This is a genomic window from Rhabdochromatium marinum, assembly GCF_016583795.1.
GTDB classification, from domain to species: domain Bacteria; phylum Pseudomonadota; class Gammaproteobacteria; order Chromatiales; family Chromatiaceae; genus Rhabdochromatium; species Rhabdochromatium marinum.
Genome location: NZ_NRRS01000012.1, coordinates 34449 through 59217, shown reverse-complemented (window position 1 = coordinate 59217; position 24769 = coordinate 34449). Strand labels below are relative to the sequence as shown.

The following is a 24769-nucleotide window of genomic DNA, read 5'->3' as shown; positions in this document are numbered from 1 at the left end:
TTTACGGAGCGGGCTTTTCTTGACCGGCTCCGACCAGATTCATGCTTGACAACAGACTTTCCCCACCTGATCCATGGCAAAAGAAGACGTCATCCAAATGGAAGGCACGGTCGTTGAGACCCTGCCCAATACAGTATTTCGCGTTGAACTCGAAAATGGGCATGTTGTGACTGCGCACATTTCCGGAAAAATGCGCAAACACTACATTCGCATTTTAACCGGCGACAAGGTTACGGTTGAACTGACCCCTTATGACTTGACCAAGGGACGCATTACCTATCGAGTGCGCTAGCCGCTAGCCGGCCGGCCCATCAGGCCGCAACCGATTCTCCTGCGTAGCTCAGTGCCAGGTTGCCATCCTCGCCCACGCTGACCCGAACCCGACCGCCGCTTGCCAGCTCGCCGAACAACAGCTCGCTTGCCAGTGGCTTTTTGATGTGGTTTTGGATCACGCGAGCCATGGGGCGCGCGCCCATCTGGCGGTCGTAGCCCTGTTCGGCGATCCACGCGCGTGCGGCTTCTTCGACCACCAACTCGACCTTCTTTTCGAGCAACTGCTGCTCCAGCTCGAAAATAAACTTGTTCACCACATTGGCGACCGTCTCGGGCGCCAGATGGGCAAACTGCACCACGGCATCAAGGCGATTGCGGAATTCTGGCGAGAAAAAGCGCTTGAGCGCCTCCATGCCATCGCTGGAATGGTCCTGCTCGGAAAAGCCAATCGAACGGCGGCTGGTCTCCTCGGCACCAGCATTGGTGGTCATCACCAGCACCACATTGCGGAAATCCGCCTTGCGGCCATTGTTGTCGGTAAGCGTGCCGTGATCCATGACCTGCAACAGCAGATTAAACACATCCGGGTGAGCTTTTTCGATCTCATCAAGCAGCAGCACCGCATGCGGATGCTTGGTGACCTGCTCGGTCAGCAGCCCGCCCTGGTCGAAGCCAACATAGCCCGGTGGCGCCCCGATCAGACGCGACACCGTATGCCGTTCCATGTACTCCGACATATCAAAACGAATCAGCTCCATACTGAGCACGCGCGCGAGCTGGCGCGTGACCTCGGTCTTGCCGACGCCGGTTGGGCCGGTAAAGAGGAAGGAGCCAATGGGTTTTTCCTCAGCTCCCAGCCCGGAGCGATTCATGCGGATCGCTGAGGTCATGACATCAATGGCTTCGTCCTGACCGTAGACCACCATCTTCAGGTCACGATCCAGGTTGCGCAGTGATTCGGTATCCGACAGGCTGACCTTCTTGGGCGGAATGCGCGCCATCTTGGAGACAATGTTCTCGATATCGGTGACATCAATGCGCTTTTTGCGCTTGGCCTGCGGGCGCAGCTGCACATGGGCCCCGGCCTCATCAATGACATCAATGGCTTTGTCGGGCAGATGCCGGTCATTCATAAACTTGGCCGACAGCTCGGCTGCGGCGCGCAAGGCGGTCTGGGTGTAATTGACTTGGTGATGGGCCTCGAAGCGCGATTTCAAGCCCTTGAGGATTTCAACCGTCTCTTCCACCGTGGGCTCGTTGATATCGATTTTCTGGAAGCGCCGCGCCAGGGCACGGTCTTTCTCGAAAATGCCGCGGAATTCCTGGTAAGTGGTCGAGCCAATACAGCGCAGATCCCCTGAGGCGAGCATCGGTTTGATCAGGTTGGAAGCGTCCATCACCCCACCCGAGGCGGCTCCGGCGCCGATCACGGTATGGATCTCGTCGATGAACAGCACCGCATCCGGGCGCTTCTTCAGCTCCGCCAGTACGGCTTTCAGACGCTTTTCAAAATCGCCCCGGTATTTGGTGCCTGCGACCAGCGCCCCGAGATCGAGTGCGTAAACCGTGGCATCGGCCAATACCTCGGGTACCTCGCCATCGACAATTTTTTTCGCCAACCCCTCGGCAATCGCAGTTTTGCCGACACCGGCCTCGCCCACCAGCAATGGGTTGTTTTTGCGGCGCCGACACAGGATCTGTACCGTGCGTTCCACTTCCTGCACGCGACCAATTAGCGGATCAATACGACCCTGGCGTGCCAGATCGTTGAGATCGGTTGCAAAGCTGCGTAGCGGACTGGAGGTTTCGCGCTCATCGCTGCGTCCTTCCTCGCCATCACCGGCGATGTCGGCGCCCTGGTCTTCGCCGGGCACCTTGGAGATGCCGTGGGAGATGTAATTGACCACATCAAGGCGCGAGACATCCTGCTGATTGAGCAAAAACACCGCCTGGGAGTCCTGTTCGCTGAAGAGCGCGACCAGCACATTGGCGCCGGTGACCTCTTTTTTGCCCGAGGATTGCACATGAAACACCGCACGCTGCAAGACGCGCTGAAAGCCCAGGGTCGGCTGGGTTTCGCGTCCATCGCGCCCGCCAAGCAGTGGCGTGGTTTCCTCGATAAACAGGCTGATATCATGGCGCAGCTGATCGCCATCGGCCCCGCAGGCACGCAGCACCTTGGCAGCGGAGGGGTTATCCAGCAGACCCAGGAGCAGATGTTCCACGGTCATGTATTCATGGCGCTTCTCGCGTGCCTGCTTAAAGGCGCCGTTCAGAGTGAGTTCGAGCTCTTTGCTTAACATCTGATAGACCCGATGCGTTGCGGTTGATTGAGCACCTCAGTGACCGTGGCCAAGTGGGATTCGCGGTCATCCTGACTGATGCGCGGGCGCGGGGCCATGATCGCCGGATACAGGGCCATGATGCTAGGAAGCGGTCATGGAGTCAAAGCATCCTGGCGAAAATTTCTGCTGATTTTCTGCTTAAGCCTCTTCCATGGTACACATTAATGGATGCTGATTGGAGCGCGCATGGTCATTGACTTGCGCCACCTTGGTTTCAGCGATATCCCGGGTGAAAACGCCACAAACACCAACGCCGCGGGTATGCACATGGAGCATGATCTGCGTGGCCTTCTCGCGCGTCATCCCAAAGAAGGTCTCCAGCACATGCACCACGAATTCCATGGGCGTGAAATCATCATTGAGCAGCAACACCTTGTAGCGCGGTGGCTGCTTCAGCTTGGGCTTGGCTTCCTGAAGCGACAGCCCGGCGCCATGATCGTCAATCAGATCATCATCGTCCGGGGTGTGATCGCTGGCGTACCATTCGCTCATGCTTGTGGGGATCGTTCTGCTCAACATCCTGAATTCAGACAGTCTGTGGCTGGTGCGATAATACCTGGGTTTAAGCGCTGAAATGCACAATTGGGGATTGCCATCGGAAAAATACAGGGCTGTTCGCCTCGCATCCAGCAGCCCCAATACAATTTGAACTCGCGAGTCAACTTACTATACTTAGGGTTCGGATCCGCCGAATTCCAGCATCATCGGCGACCGATCGGCTGCCAAGCCAAACAATAACAACAATTCCACCAAAACCAAGGGCGACGTCCGTCGTAAAGGAGCGAGAAGATGACCAAGGGGACTGTAAAGTGGTTCAACAATGCCAAGGGCTATGGCTTTGTCAAGCCCGAGGATCGCGAGGAAGATGTGTTTGTTCACTTCTCCTCCATCAGCATGGAGGGTTACAAAACCCTGCGCGAAGGTCAGCGCGTCCAGTTTGAAATCACCCAGGGCCCAAAAGGCTTACATGCTGCACATGTGCAGCAGGAGTGCTGAGATCCATTCGTCACCCGCAGGCGTGCGGGTTCCAGCACCTCCACAGGCGGCCTGAGAACCCGCACCCACCGCATCTGAGAATTGAATTACCCAGCCTATTATCTGGCATCCATGTGCGCGATCACCGCCTCACCAAAGTCGGAGCAACTGAGTTTGGTCGCCCCCGTCATCAGGCGTTCAAGATCGTAGGTCACCGTTTTGGCGCGGATCGCACCTTCAATGCCGGCGATGATCCGATCCGCCGCTTCACTCCAACCCAGATGACGCAGCAACATTTCACCTGACAACAGCAGTGAGCTGGGATTGACCTGATCCTTGCCAGCGTACTTGGGGGCCGTGCCATGCGTCGCCTCAAACATGGCCACCTGATCGGACAGGTTCGCCCCCGGCGCCATGCCAATACCACCGACCTGAGCGGCCAGGGCATCCGAGATGTAGTCGCCGTTCAGATTCAGAGTTGCAATCACATCATATTCCTTGGGCCGCAGCAGAATCTGCTGCAAAAAGGCATCGGCAATCACATCCTTGATGATAATCTCCTCACCAGTCTGCGGATGTTTGAAGCTGCACCAGGGTCCACCGTCAATTTCAGTGGCACCAAACTCGCGCTTAGCCAGCTCATAGCCCCAGGTCTTGAAGGCTCCCTCGGTGAACTTCATGATGTTGCCCTTGTGCACCAAGGTCACCGAGCGACGATGATTATCAATGGCGTACTGAATCGCCTTGCGCACCAGACGCTCGGTTCCTTCCGATGACACCGGCTTGATGCCAATGCCGGAGGTGCCTGGGAAGCGGATTTTCTTCACTCCCAGTTCATCCTGCAAAAAGCCGATCAGCCGCTCAGCCTCGGGCGATCCGGCCGCCCACTCGATGCCCGCATAGATGTCCTCGGAGTTCTCGCGGAAGATCACCATATCCGTGTGCTCGGGTTCGCGCAGCGGACTGGGCGTGCCATCGAAGTAACGCACCGGGCGCAGGCAGACGTAGAGATCCAACTCTTGGCGCAAACTGACATTCAGCGAGCGAATCCCGCCTCCCACTGGGGTGGTCAGAGGACCTTTGATCGAAACTACAAAATCGCGCACCGCCGTGAAGGTTTCCTCCGGCAGCCAGTGATCAGCACCGTATTCACGGGTGGCCTTTTCACCGGCGTAAATTTCCATCCACACCAGTTTGCGTTGACCGCCATAGGCTTTGGCCACCGCCGCATCGAGTACCTTGCGCATCACCGGGGTAATGTCGATCCCGATGCCATCACCTTCGATGAAGGGGATAATCGGCTGATCGGGAACCTGGAGGGCGCCATTAGCTGCGACCGTGATTTTCTCGCCTTCTGTGGGCACCTGTATCTTTGCGTAAGTCATAGTCTTCTCGTGATCGTATGGTGATTGTGTGAGTAATCAATCAATATGCTCGCGCCGCCCAAGCAACACCATCTCCGGCAGACACCCCGAACAACTGGTCAGCACGCCGCTGATTCGCTGCAATTTCCACCAGATCAAAGGCGTTGCGATACCAGAACGCAGTACCCTCAGGCACCTCGCAAAAGGTTCGCGCCGCTTGGATTGACTGACTCCCCACCGGGGTTTCAATGCAGAGACTGTGATCCGGATCGGCCTCATCCGCCTCCAGGCCAGTAATCAGGTTGCCATAGTGATCGACATACAGAATGCACGCTGAGGTCAGAGGCCAATCCGCCCCCTGCATCTGATCCGGCATGCAGCGCTGGCATGGTAACGGCAGCCGCCCCTGGGTCAAGGTCAGCGCAATGGGAAGAAACACATCACGCCCGTGAAAGCTCTCGGAAAGCTGCTCTGGGCGCCAGTCGATGCGCCATAGCGCATAATCGGCCGCATTATTGCCAACCACTGCTTCACAGCGACGCAGCAGTGGCACAAAGAGGCCATTGTCAGGGCCGACAAACCAGTTCGAGCCAATGCGCAGGGCCAGGGCAGCGCGTGCGCCACCAACACCAGGATCCACGACGCATAAATAGAGCGTGCCATCTGGCATGCGGCGTATCAGTGCCGGGAGCCAATAGGCCGCCAAATCCGGGCGAAAGGCTGGCAAATCCGCCACCAGATTGATCAGGGGCAGCGCAGGCGCCTGAGCGGACGCCAATAATTGGAGCTGTCCGACATAGGGGCCAGGCCCAAAATCTGTGATGAGTGCAATACGCTCAGGACAAGGATGCTTCAGTGCATCCAGAGGAGCGGTTGGCATGGCCAATGGCATGACACAAAAAAGCCGGGCTTAGGGCCCGGCTGTCACGATCCTGGTCGAACACGTCTGAGTGACTGTAACCCAGCCCATGCGCTCATGCTCGTGCGGCTTTGAAATCAATCAGCCGTCGGGCTCACGCCGCCTCAGCCTCATCCGGCACCGGGCGATCCACCAGTTCGACATAGGCCATGGGGGCTGCGTCGCCGGTACGATAGCCACATTTAATGATGCGCAGATAGCCACCGGGCCGGCTCTCGTAGCGCGGTCCCAGCTCGGTGAAAAGCTTGGCAACCATGGCCTTGTCGCGCAACCGCGCGAACGCCAGACGCCGGGCATGCACACTGTCCTGCTTGGCCAAGGTAATCAGCGGCTCGGCCACACGCCGCAGCTCTTTTGCCTTGGGCAAGGTTGTTTTAATCAGTTCATGCTGGAACAGCGAGCTTGCCATATTGCGGAACATCGCATGGCGATGAGCACTGCTCCGATTGAGTTTCCTTCCTGCTTTGCGATGACGCATGGTCCAAACCTCGACAACTCGCCTTACTTAACCATCAATTCTTCAACATTATCCGGCGGCCAGCGCTCCAGGCGCATGCCAAGGGATAAGCCACGGGTAGCCAGCACGTCCTTGATCTCGGTCAGGGACTTCTTGCCCAAATTGGGCGTTTTCAACAGCTCAACCTCGGTACGCTGGATCAGATCACCGATCAGGTAGATATTCTCCGCCTTCAGGCAATTCGCTGAGCGAACCGTCAGTTCCAGCTCATCGACCGGGCGCACCAGCATGGGATCAATGCCGACCTCTTCGGCCATCTCCTGCTCGCTGTCATCGCTGACGCCGGAGTCCTCAAGCTCGACAAAGAAGGACAACTGATCATGCAGAATCTGTGCCGCACGCTCAATCGCCGCCTTCGGCTCAATGGTGCCATTGGTCTCAATGTCGATCACCAGCCGATCCAAATCGGTGCGCTGCTCGACACGTGCGGCCTGCACTTCAATGGCGACACGTACCACCGGGCTGAAGGAGGCATCCAGCGGCAAACTGCCCAGCGGGCGGCTTTCTCCACCTTCGACCTCGCGCACGCTGGCGGGCTCGTAACCGCGTCCGCGCCGCACTGTCAGCGTCATGCTCAGCTCGGTATCATCGGTCAGATGCGCAATCTCGAGCTCCGGATTGGCCAGCTCGGCGCTGTGATCCAGTTCGATATCAGCGGCGGTCACCGAGCCAGGCCCGGTCTTGCGCAGCGTAAAGGTCGCCTCATCGCGCCCTTGCAGCGACACAGCCAATTGTTTTAGGTTGAGCAGAATCTCCAGCACATCCTCTTGCACGCCTTCGATGGTCGAATACTCATGCAAAATGCCTTGAATCTCGACCTCCGTAACCGCATAGCCGTCCATAGACGACAGCAGGATGCGCCGCAGCGCATTACCGAGCGTATGGCCGAAGCCTCGCTCAAGCGGCTCAAGAGAAACTTTTGCGCGACGCCGGCCGCCTTCAACCGCGTCGACGGTGACGATGCGCGGTTTCAGGAATCCACTGGCAACATCGGACATGAAATAGCCTCTTCGTCAGTGCGTTACTTTGAGTACAGCTCAACGATCAAAGATTCGTTGATATCCGCCGGCAAGTCCGCACGTTCCGGAATCCGCTTAAAAACGCCTTTGAATCCCTTGGTATCGACTTCGACCCAATCCGGGAGACCGGCGCCCTCGGCCAATGCCAGGGCGCTTTGAACGCGCACCTGCTGCTTAGCCTTCTCGCGGATTTCAATCTCGTCCTCAGTGCTCACGCGGTAGGACGGAATATTGACTGTGCGGCCATTCACCAGCACTGACTTATGACTCACCAGCTGCCGTGCTTCGGCGCGGGTGGCGCCAAACCCCATGCGATAGACGACATTGTCAAGACGCTGCTCCAGCAACTGCAACAGATTTTCGCCGGTCGCGCCTTTAATGCGTGCCGCTGTCTTATAGTAATTGCGGAACTGGCGTTCCATCACGCCATAAATGCGGCGCACTTTCTGCTTCTCACGCAACTGCAAACCGTAGTCCGACAGGCGCCGCCGGCGATCTGCCGCCTGCCCTGGCATCTTCTCCAGATTGCATTTCTGATCCAGCGGACGCGTCCGGCTCTTGAGGCCGAGATCGGTGCCTTCGCGACGCGCCAGTTTACAAGTTGGTCCGGTATACCTAGCCATGGTGCTAACCTTCCTCTTCAGACACGCCGTTTCTTGGGCGGACGACAACCGTTGTGCGGAATGGGCGTCACATCGGTGATGCTAGTCACCTTAAAGCCCGCGCTGTTCAGCGCCCGCACGGCGGATTCACGCCCTGGCCCGGGACCCTTAACATTGACATCAAGGTTCTTGATGCCAAACTCCTTGGCCGCCTGCCCGGCACGACTGGCCGCAACCTGGGCCGCGAAGGGCGTGCTCTTGCGTGATCCGCGAAAACCTGACCCCCCGGAGGTGGCCCAGGTCAGAGCATTGCCCTGGCGATCAGTAATGGTAATGATCGTGTTGTTGAAGGAGGCATGGACATGCGCGATGCCATCCGCCACCTGCTTCTTAACTTTCTTTTTGGTGCGTACCTGCTTAGCCATTGGCGTGCAATACTCGCGATAATCCGAACATAAAAAGTGACTCTGTCAACCGAACCCAAACAGCTTGAGAGCCCCTAACGCATTAGGGACTCCGGCGAAACGGCCAGAGCGCAATGAATTGATTCATTCCCGCCGCACGGTGACTTGATGTTGCAAGCTAATCCCGTGCAAGCCGATCTCGTGGTTGGCACGAAATCAGCGCTTAATCGGCCGACGTGGCCCCTTGCGCGTGCGGGCATTGGTGCGCGTGCGCTGTCCGCGCAACGGCAAACCGCGCCGATGGCGAATCCCCCGGTTACACCCGAGATCCATCAGGCGTTTGATGTTCATTGAGATTTCCCGGCGAAGATCACCTTCGACCGAGTATTTGGCGACTTCACCACGCAGACGCTCGACTTCTTCTTCGGTCAAACTCTGAATTTTGGCTTGCTCGGGAACCTTCGCGGCCGCGCAGATCTTTGACGACAGGGTCGGTCCAATGCCGTAAATCGATCTCAACGCGATTACCGCGTGCTTCCGATCAGGGATGTTGACACCGGCAATACGGGCCATGGGCGTTCAGCTCCTTAAAAATCTTGTGCTACGCTTATGCTACACAACACGACTGCTACACAGCCTGACGCGTAAGCGATTCAAAGTAATTATTCGGTCGGTGGCTCAATCCGAACGTCCGCCGGCTTTGTGATCCACTCACCGGACAGCAAACGAACCAGAATACCAAGGTATTCCTGATCCGTCAATGTCATCCTGCCCCAGCCGGGCGCTCTACCCTTGCCGCTGTTTGTGGCGCGGGTCCTTACAGATCACGCGCACCGTTCCGTTGCGCTTGATCATCTTGCAATGACGGCAAATTTTCTTCACCGAAGCACGCACTTTCATCGTTATCTCCACTTCAATACATCGTAGAAAGACATCCGCACCTCAGCGCATCATGCCCCCAGGCGCTTTCAGGTTGGCTTTCTTCATTAAGCCTTCGTACTGGTGCGACATCAGATGTGCCTGCACCTGCGCCATGAAATCCATCACCACCACCACAACGATCAGCAACGAGGTTCCACCAAAGTAGAAAGGTACATTCCAACCGACAATCAGGAACTCCGGCAGCAGACAGACCGCTGTAATGTAAAGCGCACCGGCAGCTGTCAGACGCGTCATGACACTGTCAATGTAGCGTGCGGTCTGTTCACCCGGGCGAATCCCGGGGATAAAGGCTCCGGAGCGCTTCAGGTTGTCAGCCGTATCCTTGGCATTGAATACCAGCGCGGTGTAAAAGAAACAGAAGAAAATGATCGCGGCTGAGTACGCCAATACATAGATCGGCTCACCAGGGGACAGCTTGCTGGTGATATCTGCAACCCAGCGAAAATTTTCTGACTGGCCAAACCACTGCCCCAGCGTCCCTGGAAACAGGATGATGCTGGAAGCAAAAATCGGTGGAATCACGCCGGCCATGTTGAGTTTCAGTGGCAAATGGGTGCTCTGCGCCGCAGTCATCTTGCGCCCCTGCTGACGTCGGGCGTAGTTCACGGTAATTCGTCGCTGACCACGTTCCACAAAGACCACAAAGGCCGTTACCAGCAACGCCAAGCCAAAGAGTGCCAGCACGGCCAGGGCATTCATCTCACCGGTGCGCACCAGCTCCAGCGTGCCACCCACGGCAGCCGGCAAGCCGGCGACGATACCGGCGAAAATGATCAGCGAAATGCCATTGCCAATGCCGCGTTCGGTGATTTGCTCGCCGAGCCACATCAGGAACATGGTCCCTGTCACCAGCGACACCGCCGAAGTAAAGACAAAACCATAGCCTTGAGTCACCACAATGGCCGAACCGCCGGCGGTTTGCCCCTGAAGCGCAATGGAAATACCAATGGCCTGAAAGCTCGCCAACACCACAGTGCCATAGCGGGTGTACTGGGTGATTTTGCGTCGCCCGGATTCACCTTCCTTCTTCAGCTGCTCCAGCTGCGGAATGACCGCCGACATCAGCTGCATGATGATGCTGGCCGAGATGTACGGCATGATGCCCAGTGCCAGAATACTGGCCCGCTGCAGGGCGCCTCCCGAGAACATGTTGAACATGTCCAGAATCGAGCCTTGGTTCTGATCAAACAGAATCGCCAGCGCCTCGGGATTCACCCCCGGGACGGGAATGAAGGTCCCGATGCGGTAGACCAGCAAAGCGCCAAGCACAAACAGCAGGCGCTGACGCAACTCGGTGAGCCGCCCCATGCCGCCGAATGTCTGCATGACCGATCCGCTATTACGCGCCATTACCTATGCCCGTTCTGAGTAGAATGTGCCCAACTGAGCTGCACCCCAGTGGAATCCGTTAAATCAAGGAAATCAGCCGCTAGTCCTCAATGGAACCGCCGGCCGCTTCAATCGCTGCCCGCGCACCCTTGGTTACCGGCAAGCCTTTCAGCCGCACGGACTTGTTGACCGACCCTGATAGCACGACCTTGACCTGCCGCACCGAGCGGTTAATCAGGCCTGCGGCGCGCAGTGCAGCGAGATCAATGGTGTCGCTCTCGACACGGTTTAACTCACTGGTGCGAATTTCATCCGACACCCGAGCTTTGCGCGAGCGAAAACCCACCTTGGGCAAGCGACGCTGCAACGGCATCTGACCGCCTTCAAAGCCGACCTTATGAAAGCCACCCGTGCGCGACTTCTGGCCCTTGTGGCCACGACCGCAGGTCTTGCCCAAGCCACTGCCGATCCCGCGCCCGACCCGCTTGGCCCGGGCGGTGCGGCTTGGCTGTAAATCATTGAGACGCATTTGATTATTCCTCAACCAGCTGGACCATATAGGCCACTTGGTTCAGCATACCCCGGGTCGCCGGCGTATCCTCCAGTTCAACTACCTGGTGCATACGACGGATGCCCATGCCACGCACGCAGGCCTGGTGGCGCTTCAAACGCCCGTGCATGCTGCGCACTAGCTTGACTTTCATTGTCTTCTTGGACATGACTTACCCCAGAATCTCTTCGACCGTCTTGCCGCGCTTGGCTGCAACTGTTTCCGCGTCGGTCATGTCCTTGAGGCCCTTAATGGTCGCCTGCACGACATTGACTGGATTGTTACTGCCAATGCACTTAGCCAGTACGTTCTGAACCCCCAGCACCTCGAACACCGCACGCATCGCGCCACCGGCAATGATGCCGGTACCTTCCGAAGCCGGCTGCATAAACACATGAGCCGCGCCATGATGACCGAGCATCGGGTACTGGAGCGTGGTGCCCTTCAGCTTGATCTCGACCATGTTCTTGCGCGCAGACTCCATGGCTTTCTGGATAGCCACCGGCACCTCGCGCGCCTTGCCCGTGCCATAGCCCACGCGACCCTTGCCATCACCGACCACAGTCAGCGCGCCGAAGCCAAAGACCCGGCCTCCTTTCACGACCTTTGCGACCCGGTTGACGGAAATCAGTTTCTCAAGAAACTCGTCGCCTTCCGGCTTTTGGTTGTAGCTCGCCATCAGTATTTCCTGGAATGTATTAGGCTCATCCGCGATTGCTTAGAACCGCAGCCCGTTCTCGCGCGCGGCATCCGCCAGCGCCTTGACACGGCCGTGGTACTTGAATCCGGAGCGATCAAAGGCCACTTTCTCAACACCAGCGGCCTTGGCGCGTTCAGCGATCAGTTGCCCGACACGCGCGGCGGCCTTGGTGTTGCCTGAGTAGCCCTCGGCACTCTCGCGCAGTGTTTTTTCAACCGTTGAGGCGCAGGCAACCACCTGACCACCATTGGGAGCGATAACCTGAGCGTACATGTGCCGCGGCGAACGATGAATGCACAACCGATAGACCCGCAACTCGCTGATCTTGGCGCGGGAGCGCATGGCTCGACGCAGACGTGACTGTTTCTTATCCATCTTCCCTGGCCCCTATTTCTTCTTCGCTTCTTTGCGCAGCACATTCTCATCGGAATAGCGCACACCCTTACCCTTGTAGGGCTCCGGCGGCCGATAGCGACGAATCTTGGCCGCAACCTGACCCACCTGCTGCTTATCGGCGCCGCGCACGACAATTTCTGTCGGGGACGGAGTTTCGATATCGATACCCGCCGGTACCGGGAAATCGATCGGATGCGAGAAGCCGAGCTGAAGATTGAGTGTCTTACCCTTGGCCTGCGCGCGGTAGCCCACGCCAACCAGCGCCAGACGACGCTCGAAGCCGTTGCTGACTCCCACCACCATATTATTGATCAAAGCCCGGGTGGTTCCTGCCAGCGCCCAAGCTTTCTTGTCTTCGGACGTCGGGATGGTGCGAACCTCATTATCGGTCAGCTCGACCTGAACCAGCGGGTGAACGTCCCAGCTGAGCGTCCCTTTACTACCCTTAACAGTGACCGCCTGACCTTTGATATCGACATTAACGCCGGATGGCAAGGCGACGGGCCACTTTGCAATTCGTGACATGTGACTGATCCTTTCTACTATTGAGCCGGTATGGAAGCGAGGCGATTAGGCCACCATGGCCAGAATTTCACCGCCATGCCCAGCCTTCCGCGCAGCCCGATCAGTCATCAGGCCCTTGGAGGTGGAAACGATGGAAATGCCCAGACCACCACGCACCCGAGGCAGATCGTCCTTGCCACGGTAAATACGCAAGCCGGGTCGCGACACGCGCTGTATCAGCTCAATGACGGGCTTGCCGCGAAAATATTTGAGCTTTAACTCAAGTTCGCGATGGGCGCCCTCGCCCGTGACTGAATGCTGGCTAATATAGCCTTCATCCTGCAGCAAAGCCGCAATGGCGATACGCTGCTTGGACGCGGGCATGGTGATGGTCACCTTACCGCGCATTTGGCCATTGCGGATACGCGTTAGCATATCCGCAATTGGATCAGACATACTCATAAAAAGCTCCTCAGGTCAGGCCGCCAGTCATGTGATTCATGAGTCCAGCGCGATACCCTGTCAGGCCCGCTGGTGCGGGCTCATAATGTGCGGTTACCAGCTCGCTTTCACGACGCCGGGAACATCTCCACGCATCACAGCCTCGCGCAGCTTATTGCGCCCGAGACCGAATTTACGATAGACCGAGTGCGGGCGACCCGTGAGTCGGCACCGGCGTTGCTGACGTGTCGGACTCGCGTCACGCGGCAGTTTCTGCAACGCAAGCAGCGCGGCATCCACGTCTTCCGGCTCAGCGCTGCGATTGTTGATGGTCGCTTTGAGCGCGGCTCGCTTGGCGGCATACCGCTGGGCGATGGAATCGCGTTTGCGATCACGCTCAATCATGCTCTTTTTCGCCATGATGTCACTCTAGGTTCGGAACGGAAATTTGAAAGCTTCAAGCAAGGCTCGCCCTTCCTCGTCGTTTTTCGCCGAGGTGGTAATCACGATATCGAGGCCGCGCAGGGCATCAATGCGATCATAATCGATCTCAGGGAAAATAATCTGCTCGCGCACACCCAGCGAATAGTTGCCGCGGCCATCAAAGGCTTTGGGACTCATGCCGCGAAAATCGCGAATACGCGGGATGGCGATATTGATCAGCCGATCCAGAAATTCGTACATGCGCTCCCGACGCAGGGTCACCTTGCAGCCAACCGGCCAGCCATCGCGAATCTTAAAGCCGGCCACCGACTTGCGTGCCTTGGTCACCACCGGCTTTTGCGCCGCAATGCGCGTCATATCTGCCACGGCAAAGTCCATGACTTTTTTATCCGCGACCGCTTCACCGACCCCCATGTTCAGGGTGATCTTTTCAATTTTCGGCACCTGCATCACGCTCGGAAACTTGAAGCGCTGCTGCAACTCACCGACGAGTTGTTCTTTATAGAGCTGTTGTAATCTAGCCATTGTGCCAAACCTGCTGCTGACCCCGCTCAGACATCGACGACTTCGCCGTCGGACTTGAATACCCGCACCTTGCGGCCGTCTTCGAGCACCTTGAAGCCCACGCGGTCCGCGCGTCCCTTGGCCGGATTAAAGAGCCCGACATTAGAGATGGCCATTGGCATTTCCTTTGGAACGATGCCACCTTCGATTCCACGTTGCGGGTTTTCTCTCTGGTGTTTTTTGGCCATGTTGATGTTTTCCACCACCACATGGTCATTATCAGGTACGCTTAACACAGTCCCGCGTTTACCCCGATCCTTACCAGCGAGGACGATGACGTCATCTCCTGTTTTGATTTTGCGCATAATTCGTTTCCAAATCGCTAAAGCTGTCGCCACCGTAGCTGTCACTACCGTTCAGGCGCATCGCCGACACGGAGTTCAGGTCAAAGCACCTCAGGCGCAAGCGAAATAATTTTCATAAAGCGGTCGCCGCGCAACTCGCGCGTGACGGGTCCGAAGATACGGGTGCCGATCGGCTGAAGCTGGTTATTCAGCAGAACGGCGGCATTGCCGTCGAAGCGAATCAGGGAGCCATCCGCGCGCCGCACGCCCTTGCGAGTGCGAACTACGACAGCACTAAAGACATCACCCTTCTTCACCTTACCACGCGGAATCGCATCCTTGACTGTCACCTTGATGACATCCCCAATCCCGGCATAACGACGATGCGAACCGCCGAGCACTTTGATGCATTGCACCTCACGCGCACCGCTGTTATCGGCGACGCCCAATCGAGTTTGCATCTGAATCATGTTGTTATTCCCTACCGAATGTGTGTGCTCGATCTCGCGACCTTCGGGAGTCTCCCGTTAGTACGCGCCAATGCGAAAACTCAGCGCGCCCGCTCCAGAATTTCAACCAGGCGCCAGCTTTTGGTCTTGGACAGCGGACGACACAACTCAACCCGCACCCAATCACCGGGATTGCACTGATTGTCTTCGTCGTGCGCATGAATTTTTGTCGAGCGGCGCAAAAATTTACCGTAAATTGGATGTTTTACCCGACGCTCGATCATCACCGTGATGGTCTTTTGCATCGCCGAACTCAGCACACGCCCAGTCACGGTGCGGTTTGACGCCGGATTTTCTCCGGGTTGAGTCGTTGTCTCGTCGCTCATTTGGTAGATCCTACTGCCGATAAGCTGCTGCCCGTCGCGGGTTTAGCCGTCATTTCTGTCATGATGGTCTTCACACGGGCGATATCGCGCCGCACTTCCCGCATCCGCGACGGCCGCGCCAACTGCCCCGTTCCCTGCTGCATGCGCAGGTTAAACTGCTCTCTGCGCAATTCAATCAAGTGCCGTTGCAGATCATCAGCCGACTGCTGTCGGAGTTCGTTCGCCTTCATCTCTAGAGTACCGTGCGTTTTTCGAATCTGGTCTGGATCGGCAACTTCGCAGCGGCGAGGTGAAAGGCTTCGCGCGCGAGTTCTTCGGGGACGCCCTCAATCTCGTAGAGCATGCGACCCGGCTGTATCAAGGCGACCCAGTACTCAACGTTACCCTTGCCTTTACCCATGCGAACTTCCAGTGGTTTTTTGGAAATTGGCTTGTCGGGAAAGACACGAATCCACAGTTTACCGCCACGTTTGACGCGACGCGTAATGGCCCGGCGTGCTGCTTCGATCTGCCGTGCAGTCAGACGCCCGCGCCCAACGGCTTTCAAGCCGAAGTCGCCGAAGCTGACCTGATTGCCGCTCTGGGCCAGACCGCGATTGCGGCCCTTGTGTTGCTTTCTGAATTTGGTCCGTTTCGGTTGCAGCATGGCTCAGCCCTTTCTCGCCCGTGAGCGCTTTTCCGGTTTTGGCTCCTCAATGCGATCACCAAAGACTTCACCCCGGAAGATCCAGGTCTTCACGCCCAAAATACCGTAGGTGGTCTTAGCTTCCGCAAAGCCATAATCAATATCGGCTCTCAAGGTATGCAAGGGCACACGGCCTTCGCGATACCATTCAGAGCGCGCGATTTCCGCACCGTTCAGGCGCCCGGCAATGTTGACCCGGATACCCTCAGCCCCAACGCGCATGGAGTTCTGCACCGCGCGCTTCATCGCCCGACGAAACATGATGCGACGCTCAAGCTGCTGGGCAATGCCTTCAGCCACCAGCTGCGCATCCAGTTCCGGCTTGCGGATTTCTTCAATGCTGATGTGCACCGGAATGCCCATCATGGCCGAGACGACACCGCGCAACTTGTCAATATCCTCACCCTTCTTGCCGATGACGACACCAGGGCGTGCGGTATGCACAGTGATATGCGCATTTTTCGCCGGACGGTCAATCTGAATACGACTGACGGAGGCGTTGGCCAGGCGCTTCTTTAGGAAGGCCCGCACCTCTAAATCTTTGTTAAGCAGCTCAGGATAATCCTTGGAGCTGGCATACCATTTGGAAGTCCAATCCTTGACAATGCCGAGGCGGATTCCGATCGGATGTACTTTCTGTCCCATGTTTGGCCTCTGTTAGACCGACGCTTCTTGTTTGTGAGGTCGGCGGCGTGCAACGGCAGACGATGTTTAGGCTGAACCCTCGGCCACAGTCAAAGTGATGTGGCTGGTCCGTTTCAGGATTCGCGAGGCACGCCCTTTGGCCCGCGCACGAATCCGTTTCATGGTCGGGCCTTCATTGACCTGAATCGCCGCAACGCGCAACTCATCAACATCCGCACCGGCGTTGTGCTCCGCATTCGCGATGGCTGACTCAAGCAGTTTCTTGATCATAACGGCACCCTTTTTGGTACTGAAGGTCAGATCATTTAAGGCTGCCCCGACGTGCTGGCCGCGAATCTGATCAGCGACCAGACGGGCTTTTTGCGCCGATATCCGCGCGAATTTCAAAGTTGCTACCGCTTGCATGATGGCTCCGACTCGATTCCGATACGGCTGATAATGGTGTTGTATTTGCGTCTTTGGATTTAGCGCTTTTTGGCCTTGCGATCCGCCGCATGGCCGCGAAAGGTCCGGGTCAAGGCAAACTCACCGAGCTTGTGGCCGATCATGTTCTCGTTGATCAACACCGGAACATGTTGCTTGCCGTTGTAAACCGCGATGGTCAGACCGACCATTTCCGGCAGCACCATTGACCGCCGTGACCAGGTCTTAATCGGGCGCTTGCTGTTTTGCGCCACGGCTGTTTCAACCTTTTTGGCCAGGTGGTGGTCAACAAAAGGGCCTTTTCGTACTGAACGTGGCACTTCTCTGAATCCTCTTTGGTCTAATGCTATTTCTGACGTCGCCGCCGCAGGATCATCCCGTCGGTGCGCTTGTTGCGCCGGGTTTTGTGTCCTTTGGTTGGCGTACCCCAGGGCGATACCGGGTGCCGACCACCCGAGGTGCGGCCTTCGCCACCACCGTGCGGGTGATCAACTGGATTCATCACCACGCCGCGCACGGTCGGTCGCACGCCTCTCCAGCGGGTTGCACCCGCCTTGCCGAGCTTGCGCAGACTGTGCTCGCCATTGCCAACACTGCCAATGACCGCACGACAGTCCGAATGCACGCGTCGCATTTCACCCGAGCGCAGGCGCAGAGTGGCATAGCTGCCCTCACGCGCCACCAGCTGCACAGAGGCCCCGGCGGCACGCGCCATTTGAGCGCCCTTGCCTGGGCGCATTTCGATGCAATGCACCTCAGTACCTACCGGGATATTGCGCAGCGGCATACAGTTACCGGCGCTGATAGGCGCGGTCTCAGCCGCAATCACGCTGTCGCCGGATTTCAGGCCTTTGGGGGCAATTACATAGGCCCAGTCTCCATCGGCGTACTTCAGCAAGGCAATGTGCGCACTGCGATTGGGGTCGTATTCAATACGCTCAACTGTCGCCGGCACATCCAGTTTGCGACGCTTGAAGTCGATTACCCGATAGCGCTGCTTGTGACCACCGCCGCGATGGCGCACGGTGATACGGCCTTTATTGTTGCGTCCGCCAGATTTGGACTTTTTTTCCAGCAAAGGCTCGAACGGCTGGCCTTTGTGCAGGTCCGGCGGCACAACCTTAACGACAAAACGTCGTCCTGGCGATGTTGGTTTGGTTTTTACAATAGCCATTGTCGGTCTCCGTGATCTTTTTCAGCTGATCAGGACCAGCCGATCAGGCCTCACCGCCAAGATTGATATGCTCCCCGGACTGAAGGCGCACATAGGCCTTGCGCCAGTCCGAGCGACGCCCTTCGCGACGTCCGAAGCGCTTGTGTTTGCCCTTGACATTCAGAACCTGAACGTCGGCAACCTTCACGTCGAACATCAGTTCAACTGCGCGGCTGATTTCGCGCTTGGTCGCATCCGGCAGAACCTTAAAGACATACTGGTTGGCCTCAGCTCTTGCCTGCGCGGTTTTCTCGGTATCAATCGGCGCGAGCAATATGGTGTGCAGACGCTCTAAATTCATTGCAGACGCCCCTCTAACTGACGCACGGCGGCCTCGGTAATCATGACATGCGCAAAAGCAAGCAGACTCACCGGATCCAGCTCATTGGCCGTAATCACATCCACCTTATGCAGATTGCGTGAGGCAAGCAGCAGCCCCTCATCAAATCCTTCAACGATCAGCAGCACATCATCAATGTCGAACGCCTTGAGTTGCGCGACCATGGCCTTGGTTTTAGGCTCGGCCAGCTTAAACTCCGGCACCACAGTCAAGCGCTCTTGCCGGGCCAACTCAGACAGCATGGACCGTACGGCCCCGCGATACATCTTGCGGTTGACCTTTTGCGCGTAACTGCGCGGACGGGCCGGGAAGGTCATACCACCCCCGCGCCACAGCGGGCTGCGAGTGGTGCCGGCGCGCGCGCGACCGGTTCCCTTCTGCCGATAGGGCTTGGCGCCACCACCTTGCACCTGTGCGCGATTTTTCTGCGCTTTGGTGCCCTGACGGCTACCGGCCATGTAGGCGGTCACGACCTGGTGCACCAGATTAGGCTTGTAGTCGGCACCAAACACTTGGTCCGACACTTCAAGCACACCGGTGCTGTCGTGGCCTGTACGAGTGACAAGTTGCATAACCAATCAGCCTTTATTCTTTTGTTTGATCGAGGGCAAGACGACCAATCGACCACCCGCCGGTCCTGGAACACTGCCTTTAATCAGCAGCAGGCGTCGATCAAGATCAACACGAACCACTTCGAGATTCTGCTGGCAGCGATTCACGTTCCCCATCTGACCGGCCATTTTCTTGCCCTTGAACACTCGCCCCGGGGTTTGGCACTGACCGATGGAACCTGGTGCGCGATGCGACAGCGAGTTACCATGGGTCGCATCCTGAGTGCGAAAGTGATGACGGCGCACGACGCCGGAAAAGCCACGTCCTTTGGAAACACCACGAACGTCTACTTTTTGCCCAGCCTCGAAGCGATCAATATTGATTTCGCTGCCAGGCGCCAGCTCATCACCGGGCGTCTCATCCAGGCGAAATTCACGCAACACCATGGTGGCCTCAACGCCAGCCTTGGCAAAGTGACCACCCATCGGCTTGGTCACCCGTGAGGCCTTGCGCACCCCTGCGCCGACCTGGATCGCGTTATAGCCGTCTGTTTCCTGCCGCTTGACCTGGGTGACCTGATTGGTCTCCACTTCGATTACGGTTACCGGCACGGACTGACCATCCTCGGTAAAAATGCGCGTCATGCCCGCCTTGCGGCCAATCAATCCAATTGCCATCGACTTAATCCTCTTACTCCCAATCCAGCGCCCTAGCTAAGGCGGATCTGGACATCCACGCCAGCGGCCAGGTCGAGCTTCATCAGGGCGTCGACCGTTTTATCCGTCGGATCGACGATATCCATCAGGCGTTTATGCGTGCGCAGCTCGTACTGATCACGGGCATCCTTGTTGACATGCGGCGAAATCAGCACCGTATAGCGCTCGTGCTTGGACGGCAGCGGCACTGGACCGCGCACCTGCGCGCCTGTGCGCTTCGCCGTTTCGACGATTTCCCGCGCTGACTGATCGATCAGCCGGTGATCGAAGGCCTTAAGGCGAATCCGAATGCGTTGGTTTGCCATAGCTCTATTACTCGATGATCTTCGAGACTACGCCGGCACCAACGGTGCGACCACCTTCTCGAACCGCAAAACGCAGGCCGTCTTCCATGGCGATGGGTGCAATCAGTTTGATGACCATTTTGACGTTGTCGCCGGGCATGACCATTTCGATACCTTCGGGCAGCTCGCAGGCACCGGTGACATCAGTGGTGCGGAAGTAGAACTGCGGGCGGTAGCCGTTGAAGAAGGGGGTGTGACGCCCGCCCTCTTCCTTGCTCAGCACATAGACTTCGGCTTCGAAGTGGGTGTGCGGGGTGATGCTGCCGGGCTTGGCCAACACTTGACCACGCTCGACGTCGTCGCGTTTGGTGCCACGCAGCAGGGCGCCGATGTTGTCGCCGGCTTGCCCTTGATCGAGCAGCTTGCGGAACATTTCCACGCCGGTGCAGGTGGTCTTGACGGTCTCTTTGATGCCGACGATGGCGACTTCTTCACCGACCTTGACGATGCCGCGCTCGACACGTCCGGTGACGACGGTGCCACGACCGGAGATGGAGAAGACGTCTTCGATGGGCATCAGGAAGGCGCCGTCAACTGCGCGCTCGGGCTCAGGAATGTAGCTGTCCAGCGCATCGACCAGCTTGGCGATGCTTTGGGTGCCGATTTCGCTCTCGTCACCTTCGAGGGCTTTGAGCGCGGAGCCGGTAATAATGGGGGTGTCGTCGCCGGGGAAGTCGTAGCTGTCGAGCAGTTCGCGCACTTCCATTTCGACCAGTTCGAGCAGTTCGGCGTCGTCAACCATGTCGGCTTTGTTGAGGTAGACGACGATGTAGGGGACGCCAACCTGACGCGACAGGAGGATGTGCTCGCGCGTTTGGGGCATGGGGCCGTCGGCAGCGCTGACCACCAGGATGGCGCCGTCCATCTGCGCGGCGCCGGTGATCATGTTCTTGACATAGTCGGCATGGCCGGGGCAGTCAACGTGCGCGTAGTGGCGGTTGTCGGATTCGTATTCGACATGGGCGGTGGCAATGGTGATGCCGCGCTCGCGCTCTTCGGGCGCGTTGTCGATCTGGTCGTAGGCGCGGGCTTCACCGCCGAATTTCTTGGCTTGGGTGACGGTGATGGCCGCTGTCAGGGTGGTCTTGCCATGGTCTACGTGACCAATGGTGCCGACATTGACGTGCGGCTTCTTGCGTTCGAATTTTTCTTTGGACATGCCGATCTACCTTGAGAATGTCTGAATATTGAAAAGCGATTGTCGGGCTTGAGCTGGGCAGCTTACTGCTTTTTCGCCACGGCTTCGGCAATGCTCGCCGGCACTTCGGAGTACTTGCTGAACTCCATGCTATAGGTCGCGCGCCCCTGGGTGGCTGAGCGCAGGTCAGTGGCATAGCCGAACATCGACGACAATGGCACTTCGGCGCGAATAATCTTGCCGGAGGGCGCATCTTCCATACCCTGGATCATGCCGCGTCTGGAGTTCATGTCACCCATGACATCACCCATGTTTTCCTCAGGCGTGACCACCTCGACCTTCATGATGGGCTCGAGCAACACCGGCTTGGCCTTGGCCGCACCTTCCTTCAGTCCCATCGAACCGGCGATTTTGAACGCCATTTCGCTGGAATCGACCTCATGGTAGGAGCCATCGTAGAGCGTGACCTTAATATCGACCATCGGGAAGCCGGCCAGCACGCCGTTAGTCATCGCCTCCCGGATACCTTTATCAACCGCCGGAATGTATTCCTTGGGCACCACGCCACCAACAATGTCATTGACGAACTCATAGCCAGACCCCGGCTCCTGAGGCTCAATGCGCAGGTAAACATGACCATACTGACCACGACCACCTGACTGACGGGCAAACTTGGTTTCCTGCTCGACCGACTTGCGAATCGTCTCGCGGTAACTGACCTGAGGGGCGCCAACATTGGCCTCGACACCAAATTCGCGCTTCATGCGATCAACGATGATCTCCAGATGCAGCTCACCCATGCCGGAGATAATGGTCTGCCCGGATTCCTCATCGGAGCGCACTCGGAAGGACGGATCCTCTTGCGCCAGCTTCGATAGCGCCACGCCCATTTTTTCCTGATCGGCTTTGCTCTTCGGCTCCACCGCCACGGAGATAACCGGATCGGGAAACTCCATGCGTTCTAGAGTAATGGGCTGATCGATCGCGCACAGGGTATCGCCAGTAGTGACATCCTTTAGACCCACAGCCGCTGCAATGTCACCTGCACGCACTTCCTTGATTTCCTTACGGTCATTGGAGTGCATTTGCAAAATACGACCCACTCGTTCCTTTTTACGCTTGACCGGGTTGTAAACCGTATCACCGGAATTCAACACCCCGGAATAAGCGCGGAAGAACGTCAGGGTTCCGACATAAGGATCGGTGGCAATTTTAAAGGCCAGTGCTGCAAAAGGCGCGTCATCCGTTGATTCGCGCGTATCGGTTTCTTCGTTGTCGAGCACCCCTTGAATGGCTGCGACATCGCGCGGCGCCGGCATAAACTCAACCACGGCATCCAGCATGGCCTGAACACCTTTGTTCTTGAAGGCCGAGCCGCAGAGCACCGGCACTACCTCATTGGCAATGGTGCGAGCACGCAGACCAGCCTTGATCTCGTCAATGGTCAGCTCACCATTGTCGAGATACTTCTCCATCATCTCATCATTGGCTTCAGCTGCCGCCTCGATCATGTTCTCGCGCCACTTGACACAATCATCAGCCAATTCAGCGGGAATATCTTCCAGGGTGTAGGTCATCCCCCGGTTGCTGTCGTCCCAGTAAATGGCCTTCATGCGCAGCAGATCGACGACACCGGCGAAATTTTCTTCGGCACCGATGGGCAGCTGCACGGGCACAGCATTAGCGCCCAAGCGATCTTTAATCTGACCAACCACACGCAGGAAGTTGGCGCCCATGCGATCCATCTTATTGACAAACGCCAACCGCGGAACGCCGTACTTGTCGGCTTGACGCCAGACAGTTTCCGATTGCGGCTCAACACCACCGACGGCGCAGAAGACGGCACAGGCGCCATCCAGCACTCGCAGCGAACGCTCAACCTCAATGGTGAAATCGACGTGGCCGGGGGTGTCAATAATGTTAATGCGGTGCTCAGGAAATTGCTGATCCATGCCTTTCCAGAAGCAGGTGGTCGCCGCAGAAGTAATGGTAATTCCGCGTTCCTGTTCCTGCTCCATCCAGTCCATGGTGGCCGCACCATCGTGCACCTCACCGATCTTATGCGAGAGACCGGTATAAAACAGGATGCGCTCGGTGGTAGTGGTCTTGCCGGCATCGATATGGGCCATGATGCCGAGATTCCGATACCGATCAATTGGGGTGCTACGTGCCACGACTGTTTCCGTCCTGTTGAGAGTCTCTTTGGGAGGTGACTAATGGGTTAGCGCAAGCTATTCAGCTATCTCAGGCTTACCAACGGTAATGGGAGAACGCCTTGTTGGCTTCTGCCATGCGGTGCGTATCTTCTTTTTTCTTAACGGCGGTACCGCGCGCCTCAGCGGCATCCATCAGCTCACCGGCCAGACGCAACGCCATCGACTTCTCGGAGCGCTTGCGCGATGAATCAATCAGCCAGCGCATCGCCAGCGTATTGCGGCGTGAGGGGCGCACTTCAATGGGCACCTGATAGGTGGCACCACCCACACGCCGCGATTTCACCTCAACCACCGGGCGCACATTTTCCATGGCCTGATCCAGGAGCTCCAGCGGCTCACCGCCTTTCTTGGCAGCCACCTGATCCAGAGCACCGTACAGAATGCGCTCCGCAACGGACTTCTTGCCGTCTTCCATCACCATATTGATGAACTTGGCCAGCAACTCACTGCCGTGCTTGGGATCCGGCAAAATTTGGCGACGAGCAACAATGCGTCTTCTTGGCATGAGGAAATCACTCCGATTCCGATCAATCAGGGGTGCCGATCAATCAGGGATGACAATTAACTTTTCGGCCGCTTGGCGCCGTACTTCGAACGGCCCTGACGGCGTTTTTCAACACCCGAGGTATCCAGGGTGCCGCGCACAGTATGGTAGCGGACACCAGGCAAGTCCTTGACACGACCGCCACGAATCAGCACCACCGAGTGCTCCTGCAGGTTATGCCCCTCGCCACCAATATAGGAAGCGACCTCGTAGCCGTTGGTCAGGCGCACACGAGCCACTTTACGCAAGGCTGAGTTCGGCTTTTTCGGCGTCGTGGTATAGACGCGCGTACAAACACCGCGCTTTTGCGGACAGGACTCCAGCGCAGGCACACTGCTTTTTGCAACCTTGCGCTTGCGCGGATTGCGCACCAATTGATTGACGGTAGCCATGCAAATCTTCTCCAAATGGCGCTCTGACGCCCTGATGCAACGCGCGCAACGGATAAACATCCAGTGCGCTGCGACAAAAGCCGACCGTACTGCCAGCCCCCAGGGCTGGCGGCAGAATAGTCAGTTGGCTGCTTGAAGCTCCGACGCGGTATCA

At 57.4% G+C, this 24769-nt stretch carries 38 protein-coding genes; 2 read left to right on the top strand and 36 right to left on the bottom strand.

Annotated elements, in window-relative coordinates; genetic code table 11:
* Positions 1–73 precede the first annotated feature (73 nt).
* Complete coding sequence (gene infA / locus CKO36_RS05865) at positions 74–292, top strand: translation initiation factor IF-1 (RefSeq protein WP_009148344.1); 219 nt, start codon at positions 74–76, stop codon at positions 290–292.
* A 19-nt stretch (positions 293–311) separates the two neighbouring features.
* Here infA and clpA read toward each other — a convergent pair whose 3' ends face one another.
* Both clpA and clpS read right to left on the bottom strand, forming a co-directional pair.
* On the bottom strand, positions 312–2576 hold the full coding sequence (gene clpA, locus CKO36_RS05860) for an ATP-dependent Clp protease ATP-binding subunit ClpA (protein ID WP_200281823.1): 2265 nt from the start codon (positions 2574–2576) through the stop codon (positions 312–314).
* Between the two features lie 180 nt (positions 2577–2756).
* A complete protein-coding gene (gene clpS, locus CKO36_RS05855) occupies positions 2757–3110 on the bottom strand; it encodes an ATP-dependent Clp protease adapter ClpS (RefSeq protein WP_200281821.1) in 354 nt (117 codons plus the stop codon).
* Positions 3111–3407: 297 nt separating this feature from the next.
* Between clpS and CKO36_RS05850 the strand changes: the two genes are divergently transcribed.
* Positions 3408–3614: a cold-shock protein gene (locus CKO36_RS05850; RefSeq protein WP_200281819.1), complete on the top strand. Its 207-nt coding sequence runs from the start codon at positions 3408–3410 to the stop codon at positions 3612–3614.
* A gap of 98 nt (positions 3615–3712) precedes the next feature.
* Here CKO36_RS05850 and icd read toward each other — a convergent pair whose 3' ends face one another.
* The 34 genes from icd to rpsL all read right to left on the bottom strand — a co-directional run bounded on the left by icd (position 3713) and on the right by rpsL (position 24615).
* The gene (gene icd / locus CKO36_RS05845; protein ID WP_200281817.1) at positions 3713–4978 is read right to left on the bottom strand and encodes an NADP-dependent isocitrate dehydrogenase; all 1266 of its coding nucleotides are present in this window, start codon (positions 4976–4978) and stop codon (positions 3713–3715) included.
* Positions 4979–5018: 40 nt separating this feature from the next.
* Positions 5019–5837 carry an SAM hydrolase/SAM-dependent halogenase family protein gene (locus CKO36_RS05840; RefSeq protein ID WP_200281815.1) on the bottom strand — a complete coding sequence of 273 codons (819 nt, stop codon included), beginning with the start codon at positions 5835–5837 and terminating at the stop codon, positions 5019–5021.
* A gap of 133 nt (positions 5838–5970) precedes the next feature.
* Positions 5971–6354: a 50S ribosomal protein L17 gene (rplQ, locus tag CKO36_RS05835; protein WP_200281813.1), complete on the bottom strand. Its 384-nt coding sequence runs from the start codon at positions 6352–6354 to the stop codon at positions 5971–5973.
* A gap of 23 nt (positions 6355–6377) precedes the next feature.
* A complete protein-coding gene (locus tag CKO36_RS05830; RefSeq protein WP_200281810.1) occupies positions 6378–7391 on the bottom strand; it encodes a DNA-directed RNA polymerase subunit alpha in 1014 nt (337 codons plus the stop codon).
* Positions 7392–7414: 23 nt separating this feature from the next.
* Complete coding sequence (rpsD, locus tag CKO36_RS05825) at positions 7415–8035, bottom strand: 30S ribosomal protein S4 (protein WP_200281806.1); 621 nt, start codon at positions 8033–8035, stop codon at positions 7415–7417.
* 17 nt (positions 8036–8052) lie between these two features.
* A complete protein-coding gene (gene rpsK / locus CKO36_RS05820) occupies positions 8053–8439 on the bottom strand; it encodes a 30S ribosomal protein S11 (RefSeq protein WP_200281793.1) in 387 nt (128 codons plus the stop codon).
* 195 nt (positions 8440–8634) lie between these two features.
* Positions 8635–8991: a 30S ribosomal protein S13 gene (rpsM, locus tag CKO36_RS05815; protein ID WP_200281785.1), complete on the bottom strand. Its 357-nt coding sequence runs from the start codon at positions 8989–8991 to the stop codon at positions 8635–8637.
* Between the two features lie 213 nt (positions 8992–9204).
* On the bottom strand, positions 9205–9318 hold the full coding sequence (rpmJ, locus tag CKO36_RS05810) for a 50S ribosomal protein L36 (protein ID WP_200281783.1): 114 nt from the start codon (positions 9316–9318) through the stop codon (positions 9205–9207).
* Positions 9319–9360: 42 nt separating this feature from the next.
* Positions 9361–10710, bottom strand: coding sequence for a preprotein translocase subunit SecY (secY, locus tag CKO36_RS05805; protein WP_200281781.1), 1350 nt, complete (start codon positions 10708–10710; stop codon positions 9361–9363).
* Positions 10711–10789: 79 nt separating this feature from the next.
* Positions 10790–11218 (bottom strand): 50S ribosomal protein L15, encoded by a 429-nt coding sequence (rplO, locus tag CKO36_RS05800; RefSeq protein WP_200281779.1) that lies wholly within the window; start codon positions 11216–11218, stop codon positions 10790–10792.
* Positions 11219–11222: 4 nt separating this feature from the next.
* The gene (gene rpmD, locus CKO36_RS05795; RefSeq protein WP_200281776.1) at positions 11223–11408 is read right to left on the bottom strand and encodes a 50S ribosomal protein L30; all 186 of its coding nucleotides are present in this window, start codon (positions 11406–11408) and stop codon (positions 11223–11225) included.
* 3 nt (positions 11409–11411) lie between these two features.
* Positions 11412–11918: a 30S ribosomal protein S5 gene (gene rpsE / locus CKO36_RS05790; protein ID WP_200281774.1), complete on the bottom strand. Its 507-nt coding sequence runs from the start codon at positions 11916–11918 to the stop codon at positions 11412–11414.
* 39 nt (positions 11919–11957) lie between these two features.
* The gene (rplR, locus tag CKO36_RS05785; RefSeq protein ID WP_200281772.1) at positions 11958–12314 is read right to left on the bottom strand and encodes a 50S ribosomal protein L18; all 357 of its coding nucleotides are present in this window, start codon (positions 12312–12314) and stop codon (positions 11958–11960) included.
* A gap of 12 nt (positions 12315–12326) precedes the next feature.
* Positions 12327–12860, bottom strand: a complete 534-nt coding sequence (gene rplF, locus CKO36_RS05780) for a 50S ribosomal protein L6 (protein ID WP_200281770.1) — start codon at positions 12858–12860, stop codon at positions 12327–12329.
* Between the two features lie 45 nt (positions 12861–12905).
* Positions 12906–13301 carry a 30S ribosomal protein S8 gene (gene rpsH / locus CKO36_RS05775; protein WP_200281768.1) on the bottom strand — a complete coding sequence of 132 codons (396 nt, stop codon included), beginning with the start codon at positions 13299–13301 and terminating at the stop codon, positions 12906–12908.
* 93 nt (positions 13302–13394) lie between these two features.
* Complete coding sequence (rpsN, locus tag CKO36_RS05770) at positions 13395–13700, bottom strand: 30S ribosomal protein S14 (protein WP_200281766.1); 306 nt, start codon at positions 13698–13700, stop codon at positions 13395–13397.
* 9 nt (positions 13701–13709) lie between these two features.
* Complete coding sequence (rplE, locus tag CKO36_RS05765) at positions 13710–14249, bottom strand: 50S ribosomal protein L5 (protein ID WP_200281758.1); 540 nt, start codon at positions 14247–14249, stop codon at positions 13710–13712.
* 26 nt (positions 14250–14275) lie between these two features.
* Positions 14276–14593, bottom strand: a complete 318-nt coding sequence (gene rplX / locus CKO36_RS05760; RefSeq protein WP_200281756.1) for a 50S ribosomal protein L24 — start codon at positions 14591–14593, stop codon at positions 14276–14278.
* A gap of 80 nt (positions 14594–14673) precedes the next feature.
* Positions 14674–15042 (bottom strand): 50S ribosomal protein L14, encoded by a 369-nt coding sequence (gene rplN / locus CKO36_RS05755; protein ID WP_200281754.1) that lies wholly within the window; start codon positions 15040–15042, stop codon positions 14674–14676.
* 80 nt (positions 15043–15122) lie between these two features.
* The gene (rpsQ, locus tag CKO36_RS05750) at positions 15123–15407 is read right to left on the bottom strand and encodes a 30S ribosomal protein S17 (RefSeq protein WP_200281752.1); all 285 of its coding nucleotides are present in this window, start codon (positions 15405–15407) and stop codon (positions 15123–15125) included.
* Positions 15404–15637 (bottom strand): 50S ribosomal protein L29, encoded by a 234-nt coding sequence (gene rpmC / locus CKO36_RS05745; protein ID WP_200281750.1) that lies wholly within the window; start codon positions 15635–15637, stop codon positions 15404–15406. The genes rpsQ and rpmC overlap by 4 nt, the downstream gene beginning before the upstream one ends.
* A 2-nt stretch (positions 15638–15639) precedes the next feature.
* Positions 15640–16053, bottom strand: a complete 414-nt coding sequence (gene rplP / locus CKO36_RS05740; RefSeq protein WP_200281747.1) for a 50S ribosomal protein L16 — start codon at positions 16051–16053, stop codon at positions 15640–15642.
* Positions 16054–16056: 3 nt separating this feature from the next.
* On the bottom strand, positions 16057–16737 hold the full coding sequence (gene rpsC, locus CKO36_RS05735; protein ID WP_200281744.1) for a 30S ribosomal protein S3: 681 nt from the start codon (positions 16735–16737) through the stop codon (positions 16057–16059).
* Positions 16738–16803: 66 nt separating this feature from the next.
* Entirely contained in the window at positions 16804–17142 is a 339-nt protein-coding gene (gene rplV / locus CKO36_RS05730; protein WP_200281742.1) for a 50S ribosomal protein L22, read from the bottom strand.
* Between the two features lie 59 nt (positions 17143–17201).
* Positions 17202–17480, bottom strand: coding sequence for a 30S ribosomal protein S19 (gene rpsS, locus CKO36_RS19590; protein ID WP_009148316.1), 279 nt, complete (start codon positions 17478–17480; stop codon positions 17202–17204).
* Between the two features lie 26 nt (positions 17481–17506).
* Positions 17507–18334: a 50S ribosomal protein L2 gene (rplB, locus tag CKO36_RS05720; RefSeq protein WP_200281732.1), complete on the bottom strand. Its 828-nt coding sequence runs from the start codon at positions 18332–18334 to the stop codon at positions 17507–17509.
* Between the two features lie 43 nt (positions 18335–18377).
* On the bottom strand, positions 18378–18674 hold the full coding sequence (gene rplW / locus CKO36_RS05715; RefSeq protein WP_200281730.1) for a 50S ribosomal protein L23: 297 nt from the start codon (positions 18672–18674) through the stop codon (positions 18378–18380).
* The gene (gene rplD, locus CKO36_RS05710) at positions 18671–19285 is read right to left on the bottom strand and encodes a 50S ribosomal protein L4 (protein WP_200281727.1); all 615 of its coding nucleotides are present in this window, start codon (positions 19283–19285) and stop codon (positions 18671–18673) included. Before rplD ends, rplW begins: the two co-directional genes overlap by 4 nt.
* Before the next feature lie 6 nt (positions 19286–19291).
* Entirely contained in the window at positions 19292–19942 is a 651-nt protein-coding gene (gene rplC / locus CKO36_RS05705; RefSeq protein WP_200281724.1) for a 50S ribosomal protein L3, read from the bottom strand.
* Positions 19943–19974: 32 nt separating this feature from the next.
* Positions 19975–20286 carry a 30S ribosomal protein S10 gene (gene rpsJ / locus CKO36_RS05700; RefSeq protein ID WP_200281722.1) on the bottom strand — a complete coding sequence of 104 codons (312 nt, stop codon included), beginning with the start codon at positions 20284–20286 and terminating at the stop codon, positions 19975–19977.
* Between the two features lie 7 nt (positions 20287–20293).
* Positions 20294–21484, bottom strand: coding sequence for an elongation factor Tu (gene tuf, locus CKO36_RS05695; RefSeq protein WP_200281681.1), 1191 nt, complete (start codon positions 21482–21484; stop codon positions 20294–20296).
* A 62-nt stretch (positions 21485–21546) separates the two neighbouring features.
* Positions 21547–23637, bottom strand: coding sequence for an elongation factor G (gene fusA, locus CKO36_RS05690; protein ID WP_200281720.1), 2091 nt, complete (start codon positions 23635–23637; stop codon positions 21547–21549).
* A gap of 76 nt (positions 23638–23713) precedes the next feature.
* Complete coding sequence (gene rpsG, locus CKO36_RS05685) at positions 23714–24184, bottom strand: 30S ribosomal protein S7 (RefSeq protein ID WP_200281718.1); 471 nt, start codon at positions 24182–24184, stop codon at positions 23714–23716.
* A 56-nt stretch (positions 24185–24240) separates the two neighbouring features.
* Positions 24241–24615, bottom strand: coding sequence for a 30S ribosomal protein S12 (gene rpsL / locus CKO36_RS05680; RefSeq protein WP_200281707.1), 375 nt, complete (start codon positions 24613–24615; stop codon positions 24241–24243).
* Positions 24616–24769 lie beyond the last annotated feature (154 nt).